The organism is Streptomyces sp. NPDC057428, assembly GCF_042803195.1.
GTDB lineage: Bacteria > Actinomycetota > Actinomycetes > Streptomycetales > Streptomycetaceae > Streptomyces.
The window spans coordinates 1-9,050 of record NZ_JBHVCT010000090.1; the positions used below are offsets into that span (position 1 = coordinate 1).

Genomic DNA, 9,050 nt, shown 5'->3' on the forward strand with positions numbered 1-9,050 from the left:
GGCCCAGGAAAGCTTCACAACTCACCTAACCCGTGCGGTCCTTCTCATGTCACGGCCCGACCGGGACGATCACTAATTCCCCCAAGGTCGTTAGGGCGCAAGGAGGGCACGGAGCACCCTGGGTGGTCTAGACAACAAACAAGGCCCTGGTTTCTGACCAGGGCCTTAGTCGTGGAGCGGGTGACGAGAATCGAACTCGCGCTCTGAGCTTGGGAAGCTCATGTTCTACCATTAAACTACACCCGCGAAGCGCGCCGATGACCGGCAGTGCAACGCCCACACTGTACCCCATCCCAGGCCCCCGGCGTCTTCGCCGCGGGGCCTGCGTGTTGTTCCGGAGCGTGGACGTGAGCGTGGATGCGGGTGTGGGTGGCGGGAGTTGGGGGCGTAGCGTGGGTGGTCGGAGTGCCGTGTGAAGTGGCGTCCTGTTCATCCCCTAATGTGGCGGTCTCGTCCATGGCTTGTTGGGGAAGGGACTTGATGGATCCGATGGAGCGCACCGTCGTCCGCTGTGCCGAAGGGCATGTTTTCGCTACCTCGTCGTTCCCGATGCAGCAGCTCGGGTCCGACCGGATCGGCCCCGGGCGGCTCATCCGCTGCCCGCGCTGCGCGCGGTTGCGGCAGGCGGTGCCTGTGTCGTTCGAGCGGCGGTAGTCGCGGCAGGCAGAACCAGGACATAGGTGAGTCAGGCGCGCGGGACGGTCCGGTTGGGGTCGGCCCGCGCGTTCTGCGTATCCTCGGACCGTGCTTCTCTCAGATAAGGACCTCCGGGCCGAGATCGATGCCGGGCGGGTTCGCATTGATCCGTTCGACGCTTCGATGGTGCAGCCCTCGAGCATCGACGTGCGGCTTGACCGTTACTTCCGGGTGTTCGAGAACCACCGCTATCCGCATATCGATCCCGCCGTCGAGCAGGTCGACCTGACCCGTCAGGTCGAGCCGGAGGGCGACGAGCCGTTCATCCTGCACCCGGGGGAGTTCGTCCTGGCCTCGACGTACGAGGTCATCTCGCTTCCCGACGACCTCGCGTCGCGGCTGGAGGGGAAGAGCTCGCTGGGGAGGCTCGGGCTGGTGACGCATTCGACGGCCGGCTTCATCGACCCTGGTTTCTCGGGTCACGTGACGCTGGAGCTGTCGAATCTGGCGACGTTGCCGATAAAGCTCTGGCCGGGAATGAAGATCGGGCAGCTGTGTATGTTCCGGCTGTCCTCGTCCTCCGAATTCCCCTACGGATCCGAGCGTTACGGATCGCGTTACCAGGGCCAGCGCGGGCCGACCGCCTCGCGGTCCTTCCTGAATTTCCATCGGACTCAGGTGTGATACGGCATGGCTGGTGAGATGCGGGAGAATCTGACGTACGAGGCCTTCGGGACCGCCGTGCGCGAGCTGGCCCAGGCGGTCGCCGACGACGGCTACGAGCCGGACGTCGTGCTGAGCATCGCGCGCGGCGGAGTCTTCGTCGCCGGTGGTCTGGCATACGCCCTGGACTGCAAGAACATCCACCTGGTGAATGTGGAGTTCTACACCGGCGTGGGCACCACCCTGGAAATGCCCGTCATGCTGGCGCCCGTCCCGAACGCGATCGACTTCACGCGCAAGAAGGTGCTGATCGCCGACGACGTCGCCGACACCGGCAAGACGCTGAAGCTGGTGCGCGATTTCTGTGTCGACCATGTCGCCGAGGTGCGCAGCGCGGTCATCTACGAGAAGTCGCAGTCGCTCGTGAAGTGCGAGTACGTGTGGAAGAAGACCGATCAGTGGATCAACTTCCCGTGGAGCGTGGAAAAGCCCGTCGTGCGTCGCGAAGGGCAGATTCTCGATTCGTAGAGAATGCGCGAAAACGACATCGAAAAAGGGGCTCCCGGTGCCAGGCACCGGAAGCCCCTTTTCTCGTGTGCGGGTCAGATCGTGCCGAGCTTGATGATCGACAGCAGTGCGATCAGCTGGATCGCGGAGGCGCCGAGCGCCTTCGGCCAGGGCAGGTCGTGCGACTTGCTCACCATCGAGGTGAAAAGCGCTCCTGCCGCCAGCCAGGTGACCCATCCGAGGATCTGGACCAGGGAGTTCTCGCCGCCCAGGAACAGGGCGAAGACCAGTCGTGGCGCGTCCGTGATGGACATGATCAGCATCGACAGGCCCACGGTCGGCTGCCAGGAACCCGTGCCGCCGAGCTGACGGGCCAGGGTGTGGGTCACCGCGCCGAGGACCAGGCCACCGATGACGAAGCCGATGCCCGTGAAGATGACGTACGGGGCGGCCGTGGAGACCTCCGCGTGGATCGCCTCGTCGCGGGCCTGGTCGAAGCCGAAGAGGGCGAGCAGCCCGTAGACGAACGTGACGACGACCGCGGTGCCCCAGACGGGGTAGTCGCGCATCTGCCAGAACGTCGGCCCGGGGCGCATCACGATGCCGGTCAGCAGCTGTTTCCAGGGCAGCCGCGGGCCCGAGGGCTGCGCGGGGGCCTGGCCGGCCTGGTAGGTGTTCCCGTCGCCGTACGCGTCCTCGCCGATGCTGAACGCCTGGGTGTGTCCAGGCGCGTTGGCGTACGGGTCGTGCTGCGCGGGCTGCTGGTACGGGTCGCCGAAGTACTCCGGTTCGCCGTGCCCGCCTCCGCGCCCGCCTCCGTGCCCGTGCCCACCCCCGTGTCCGTTGCCACCGTGCCCGCCGCCGTACGGGGCGCCCTGGGGGCCGCCGCGCGATGCGCCGCCGCCTCCTGCCGGGGGCCACGACTGACGGCCGTAGGGCGGCGATGGTGCCTGCGCGCCGTACGGCTGTTGCTGCTGCGGGTGTTGTTGCGGTGTGCGGTTGTCCCGGCCGCGTCCGATCCTGAATCCAGCCACACGTCGAACGTACCTGGTCCATGTGGGTGCGGGGTGTGGGCCGGGCGAACAGGGGCGCCTTTGCGGCCTACCTGTGACATCCCCCAGGGGCTCCCCGAGGGGTCCGCCTCACCCTGGGCCACGGGGCCGGACGCACGGAAGCGGCCGGTCCTGCCCCCGAGGCAGATCCGGCCGCTTCCGTGCGGCGGGTGAGGGTTACTTCACCGGCTCCGGTTCCGGCCGGCCGGCCGTCTCCGGCTCGTCCGCCGGGTCGGCGGGTGTCTTCACCGACTCCAGCAGCAGCTGCGACACGTCGACCACCTGGATCGATTCCTTCGCCTGGCCTTCGTTCTTCTTGCCGTTGACCGAATCGGTCAGCATGACGAGGCAGAACGGGCAGGCCGTGGAGACGATGTCCGGGTTGAGCGAGAGGGCTTCGTCGACGCGCTCGTTGTTGATGCGCTTGCCGATCCGCTCCTCCATCCACATCCGGGCACCACCGGCGCCGCAGCAGAAGCCGCGCTCCTTGTGGCGGTGCATCTCCTCGTTCCGCAGACCCGGCACCTTGGCGATGATCTCGCGCGGGGGCGTGTAGATCTTGTTGTGCCGGCCCAGGTAGCAGGGGTCGTGGTACGTGATCAGACCCTCGACCGGCGTCACCGGAATCAGCTTGCCCTCGTCCACCAGGTGCTGGAGCAGCTGCGTGTGGTGGATGACCTCGTACTCGCCGCCGAGCTGCGGGTACTCGTTCGCGATCGTGTTGAAGCAGTGCGGGCAGGTCGCGACGATCTTCTTCGCGGACCTGGCCTTCTTCGTCGAGTCGTCCTCGTCATCCTCACCGAACGCCATGTTCAGCATCGCGACGTTCTCCTGGCCGAGCTGCTGGAACAGCGGCTCGTTGCCGAGGCGGCGGGCGGAGTCGCCGGTGCACTTCTCGTCGCCGCCCATGATCGCGAACTTGACGCCCGCGATGTGGAGGAGCTCCGCGAAGGCCTTCGTGGTCTTCTTGGCGCGGTCCTCGAGTGCGCCGGCGCAGCCGACCCAGTAGAGGTAGTCGACCTCGCCGAGGTCCTCGACGTCCTTGCCGACGATCGGGACCTCGAAGTCGACCTCCTTGGTCCACTCGACGCGCTGCTTCTTGGCGAGCCCCCAGGGGTTGCCCTTCTTCTCCAGGTTCTTGAGCATCGTGCCCGCCTCGGACGGGAACGCGGACTCGATCATCACCTGGTAGCGGCGCATGTCGACGATGTGGTCGATGTGCTCGATGTCGACGGGGCACTGCTCCACGCACGCACCGCAGGTGGTGCAGGACCAGAGCACGTCCGGGTCGATGACGCCGTTCTCCTCGAGCGTCCCGACGAGGGGGCGCTCGGCCTCGGCGAGGGCGGACGCGGGAACGTCCTTCAGGGCCTCGGCGGAGGCCTTCTCGTTGCCCTCCATGTCCTTGCCGCCGCCGGCCAGCAGGTACGGGGCCTTGGCGTGCGCGTGGTCGCGCAGGGACATGACCAGGAGCTTGGGCGAGAGCGGCTTCCCCGTGTTCCAGGCGGGGCACTGCGACTGGCAGCGTCCGCACTCGGTGCACGTGGAGAAGTCGAGGATGCCCTTCCAGGAGAACTGCTCGACCTGGGAGACACCGAAGGTGTCGTCCTCGCCCGGGTCCTCCCAGTCGATCTCCTTGCCGCCGCTGGTCATCGGCTGGAGGGCGCCGAGCGCGACCGCGCCGTCGGCGTTCCGCTTGAACCAGATGTTCGGGAAACCGAGGAAGCGGTGCCAGGCGACACCCATGTTGGTGTTGAGCGAGACCGTGATCATCCAGATCAGCGAGACGCCGATCTTCACCATCGCGGTGAAGTAGATGAGGTTCTGCAGGGTGCCGAGCGCGAGGCCCTTGAAGGCGAGCACGAGCGGATACGAGACGAAGTACGCGGCCTCGTAGCCCTCGACGTGGTGGATCGCGCCTTCGAGGCCGCGCAGGGTGAGGATCGCCAGCCCGATGACGAGGATGACGTATTCGACGAAGTACGCCTGCCAGGCCTTGGAACCGGCGAAGCGGGACTTGCGGCCGGCCCGGGAGGGCAGGTTCAGCAGCCGGATCGCCATCAGCGTGACGATGCCGAGCACGGTCATGATGCCGATGAACTCGATGTAGAGCTCGAACGGCAGCCAGTCGCCGACGATCGGCAGCACCCAGTCGGCCTGGAAGAGCTGTCCGTACGCCTGGAGCAGCGTCGGTGGCAGGGTCAGGAAGCCGATCGCGACGAACCAGTGGGCGAAGCCGACGATCCCCCACCGGTTCATCCGGGTGTGGCCGAGGAATTCCTTGACCAGGGTGATCGTGCGCTGCTTGGGGTCGTCGGTGCGGCTGCCTGCCGGTACCGGCTGTCCGAGACGGACGAACCGGTAGATCTGCGCGACGGCTCGGACGATGAGCGCAACGCCGACGACGGTCAGCACCAGCGACACGATGATCGCGGCGAGTTGCATGTGGGGACTCCTCGGGCCTGCGAGGGTGGGATCCAGCGCGTACAAGTGATTACTAAGCAGTAACTTAATCAGTCTGTGCTGACACTATCCACTTATTCCGCCACGCTGTAGCCGGGCAGGCGGTGATCTGTGTCGCTCAGGTGGGCCTTTCCCGGCAGCCGGAGGGCGCTCAGCGCCGTGCGCACGGGGATGCGTGCGGATTGCGCCAGGATCGCCAGGTCGAGCCCGGCTCCATGATGCTGTGTGTAGTGAGCGTCCAGGAGGGCGGGTTCGTCCCAGGGCATCCCGGAGCGGGCGCGCACCTGGGCCAGGCCGGTCAGGCCGGGCCGCACGGTCTGCCGCCAGTGCGACGCCCGGTCTCCGAGGAGCGCGGTCTCGTCCGGGGTGAGCGGTGCCGGACCCACCATGGAGAGTTCTCCCCGTACGACGTGGGGCAGCCGGGACAGCAGGTCCAACCGGCACCGGCGGGTGCGCAGCGAGCGCAGCTCGAAGAGGTGGCCGCCGAGGCCCACCCGCGTCTCCCGGCGCAGTACGCCGGCCGTCCCGAGGGGTCGCCGGAGGGTGAGTGCGGCGGCGGTGGCCGCGAGTGCGGGGGCGGCCAGGATCAGCAGGGCCGAGCCGAGCAGCAGGTCGAGCGTCCGCTTGACGGTCAGGGCGGCCAGGGTGGCGGCGACCCGCTCGGCTGCGTGGCGCGCTGCCCGGGTGGCCGGTGCCGGGGCGGCGAGGTGCCGTGTCGTTCGTGCCGCAGTCTGCTTCGCGTTCCGCATTGCACCTGCCCGGGATCGGTGACGCGCCGTTATGACCGTCTCGCTGCATTTTGTGACAGAACGATCCCACGATGCGATGGTGGCAGGGGGCTGTGTGGCGTGCGACGCACTCCGGGTGTCGCGGATTCGCCGGGGAAGTATTGCGGCCGCTGATGAGGGCGGGAGCAGTTTCGGCATGTTGGATCTGCGTAAAACACCAGGTCGAATGGCACGTGAGCACATAAGTTGAGCGTAAGCGACTCAGGTCCTTTGACTCCGAGGTGCGTGTCATGCATCCTTGAGCCAGACCCACTCAAGTAGTCAGTTGGAGGAATTGAAATGGCACGTGCGGTCGGCATCGACCTGGGCACGACTAACTCCGTCGTCAGCGTTCTCGAAGGCGGCGAGCCCACCGTCATCACCAACGCCGAAGGCGCCAGGACCACGCCGTCCGTCGTCGCCTTCGCGAAGAACGGCGAGGTGCTCGTCGGCGAGGTCGCCAAGCGCCAGGCGGTCACCAACGTCGACAGGACGATCCGTTCGGTCAAGCGCCACATGGGCACCGACTGGAAGATCGACCTTGACGGCAAGAGCTTCAACCCGCAGCAGATGAGCGCCTTCATCCTGCAGAAGCTGAAGCGCGACGCCGAGGCGTACCTGGGCGAGAAGGTCGCCGACGCGGTCATCACCGTCCCGGCGTACTTCAACGACTCGGAGCGTCAGGCGACGAAGGAGGCCGGCGAGATCGCGGGCCTGAACGTCCTGCGCATCGTCAACGAGCCGACCGCCGCAGCCCTGGCGTACGGCCTCGACAAGGACGACCAGACGATCCTCGTCTTCGACCTCGGTGGCGGCACCTTCGACGTGTCCCTCCTGGAGATCGGCGACGGCGTCGTCGAGGTGAAGGCCACCAACGGTGACAACCACCTCGGTGGTGACGACTGGGACCAGCGGGTCGTCGACTACCTGGTGAAGCAGTTCGCCAACGGGCACGGCGTGGACCTGTCCAAGGACAAGATGGCTCTCCAGCGTCTCCGCGAGGCCGCGGAGAAGGCGAAGATCGAGCTCTCGTCCTCGACCGAGACCACGATCAACCTGCCCTACATCACGGCGTCCGCCGAGGGCCCGCTGCACCTGGACGAGAAGCTCACGCGCTCGCAGTTCCAGCAGCTGACCGCGGACCTCCTGGACCGCTGCAAGAACCCGTTCCACAACGTCATCAAGGACGCGGGCATCCAGCTCTCCGAGATCGACCACGTCGTTCTCGTCGGTGGCTCGACCCGTATGCCGGCCGTCGCCGAGCTCGTCAAGGAGCTCACGGGCGGCCAGGACGCCAACAAGGGTGTGAACCCGGACGAGGTCGTCGCCATCGGCGCCTCGCTCCAGGCCGGTGTCCTCAAGGGCGAGGTCAAGGACGTCCTGCTCCTCGACGTCACCCCGCTGTCCCTCGGCATCGAGACCAAGGGAGGGATCATGACCAAGCTCATCGAGCGCAACACCACGATCCCGACCAAGCGTTCCGAGATCTTCACGACGGCCGAGGACAACCAGCCGTCCGTGCAGATCCAGGTCTACCAGGGCGAGCGCGAGATCGCGGCGTACAACAAGAAGCTCGGGATGTTCGAGCTCACCGGTCTGCCGCCGGCCCCGCGTGGTGTGCCGCAGATCGAGGTCGCGTTCGACATCGACGCCAACGGCATCATGCACGTCGCCGCCAAGGACCTCGGCACCGGCAAGGAGCAGAAGATGACCGTCACCGGTGGCTCCTCGCTGCCGAAGGACGAGGTCAACCGGATGCGCGAAGAGGCCGAGCAGTACGCCGACGAGGACCACCGCCGCCGTGAGGCCGCCGAGTCCCGCAACCAGGGCGAGCAGCTCGTCTACCAGACGGAGAAGTTCCTCAAGGACAACGAGGACAAGGTCCCCGGTGACGTGAAGACCGAGGTGGAGACCGCGCTCACCGAGCTGAAGGAGAAGCTCAAGGGCGAGGACACCGCCGAGATCCGCACCGCCACCGAGAAGGTCGCGGCCGTCTCCCAGAAGCTGGGCCAGGCGATGTACGCCAACGCCCAGTCCGAGGGTGCGACGCCGGGTGCCGAGGCGCCGGGCGACGGCCAGGGCCGCGCCGACGACGACGTCGTCGACGCCGAGATCGTGGACGACGAGAAGGACAACAAGGGCGGTGCGGTGTGACCGAGGAGACTCCGGGCTTCGACGAGAAGCCTGACGTCCCCTCCGGCGCCAGTGCCGACGACGCCGAACCGAAGGCCGCCCCCTCCTCCGAGGAGGCGGCGGCCCCGGCCGGGGACGTACAGCAGACAGCGGCCCTGACGGCCCAGCTGGACCAGGTGCGTACCGCGCTCAACGAGCGTACGGGCGACCTCCAGCGGCTCCAGGCCGAGTACCAGAATTACCGCCGCCGCGTCGAGCGCGACCGGGTGCAGGTCAAGGAGGTCGCGGTCGCGGGCCTTCTGAGCGAGCTGCTGCCCGTCCTCGACGATGTCGGCCGGGCCCGCGAGCACGGCGAGCTCCTCGGGGGCTTCAAGTCGGTGGCCGAATCCCTGGAGACGGTCGTCGCGAAGCTGGGGCTCCAGCAGTTCGGCAAGGAGGGCGAGCCCTTCGACCCGACGATCCACGAGGCCCTGATGCACTCGTACGCGCCGGACGTCACCGAGACGACCTGCGTGGCGATCCTGCAGCCCGGGTACCGCATCGGGGAGCGCACCATCCGCCCCGCGCGGGTGGCCGTGGCCGAACCGCAGCCGGGCGCCACGCCCGCGGCGGCGAAGGAAGAGAAGACAGACGACGAGGAGAGCGGTGGCACCGAAGAGGTCTGACATCGTGTCTGACCACTGCGGTGAACACCGACGGGGCGTGCGGGCGGCCGCGGGGGCCGCGCCCCGGCCGGGGGTGCGGGAGGGGGGGGCGCGCTTTGCCCGAACGTCGTAGGGGGGGAGGGCCAATAAAAACGCCGCCGCGGCCCCCAGGACGCCCCCCAACC

7 protein-coding genes and 1 tRNA gene are annotated in these 9,050 nt (G+C 67.4%); 4 read left to right on the forward strand and 4 right to left on the reverse strand.

The features are described 5' to 3' along the window. Positions 1–172: 172 nt before the first annotated feature. A tRNA-Gly gene (locus ACFU5K_RS26170) sits at positions 173–246 on the reverse strand. Positions 247–744: 498 nt separating this feature from the next. Between ACFU5K_RS26170 and dcd the strand changes: the two genes are divergently transcribed. Together dcd and ACFU5K_RS26180 are read left to right on the forward strand one after the other, a co-directional pair. Beyond that, positions 745–1,320 carry a dCTP deaminase gene (gene dcd / locus ACFU5K_RS26175; RefSeq protein WP_384065892.1) on the forward strand — a complete coding sequence of 192 codons (576 nt, stop codon included), beginning with the start codon at positions 745–747 and terminating at the stop codon, positions 1,318–1,320. Between the two features lie 6 nt (positions 1,321–1,326). Beyond that, positions 1,327–1,827 (forward strand): phosphoribosyltransferase, encoded by a 501-nt coding sequence (locus ACFU5K_RS26180; RefSeq protein WP_384065894.1) that lies wholly within the window; start codon positions 1,327–1,329, stop codon positions 1,825–1,827. Positions 1,828–1,901: 74 nt separating this feature from the next. On the opposite strand, the gene ACFU5K_RS26185 is transcribed toward ACFU5K_RS26180, so the two are convergent. From ACFU5K_RS26185 to ACFU5K_RS26195, 3 genes are all read right to left on the reverse strand, one after another. Beyond that, the gene (locus tag ACFU5K_RS26185) at positions 1,902–2,840 is read right to left on the reverse strand and encodes a Yip1 family protein (RefSeq protein ID WP_384065896.1); all 939 of its coding nucleotides are present in this window, start codon (positions 2,838–2,840) and stop codon (positions 1,902–1,904) included. 195 nt (positions 2,841–3,035) lie between these two features. Continuing rightward, positions 3,036–5,303, reverse strand: coding sequence for a (Fe-S)-binding protein (locus tag ACFU5K_RS26190; RefSeq protein ID WP_384065898.1), 2,268 nt, complete (start codon positions 5,301–5,303; stop codon positions 3,036–3,038). A 92-nt stretch (positions 5,304–5,395) separates the two neighbouring features. Then, positions 5,396–6,070 (reverse strand): sugar transferase, encoded by a 675-nt coding sequence (locus ACFU5K_RS26195; RefSeq protein WP_384065900.1) that lies wholly within the window; start codon positions 6,068–6,070, stop codon positions 5,396–5,398. Between the two features lie 318 nt (positions 6,071–6,388). On the opposite strand from ACFU5K_RS26195, the gene dnaK reads away from it, so the two are divergent. Then, the gene (gene dnaK / locus ACFU5K_RS26200; protein ID WP_384065902.1) at positions 6,389–8,242 is read left to right on the forward strand and encodes a molecular chaperone DnaK; all 1,854 of its coding nucleotides are present in this window, start codon (positions 6,389–6,391) and stop codon (positions 8,240–8,242) included. Beyond that, on the forward strand, positions 8,239–8,886 hold the full coding sequence (gene grpE, locus ACFU5K_RS26205) for a nucleotide exchange factor GrpE (RefSeq protein WP_384065904.1): 648 nt from the start codon (positions 8,239–8,241) through the stop codon (positions 8,884–8,886). The genes dnaK and grpE overlap by 4 nt, the downstream gene beginning before the upstream one ends. Positions 8,887–9,050 lie beyond the last annotated feature (164 nt).

Bases quoted from the DNA above. Each gene is read 5' to 3' on its own strand.
- ACFU5K_RS26180 (WP_384065894.1), top strand. From the start codon at position 1,327: ATGGCTGGTGAGATGCGGGAGAATCTGACGTACGAGGCCTTCGGGACC.
- ACFU5K_RS26190 (WP_384065898.1), bottom strand. From the start codon at position 5,303: ATGCAACTCGCCGCGATCATCGTGTCGCTGGTGCTGACCGTCGTCGGC.
- ACFU5K_RS26195 (WP_384065900.1), bottom strand. From the start codon at position 6,070: ATGCGGAACGCGAAGCAGACTGCGGCACGAACGACACGGCACCTCGCC.
- dnaK (WP_384065902.1), top strand. From the start codon at position 6,389: ATGGCACGTGCGGTCGGCATCGACCTGGGCACGACTAACTCCGTCGTC.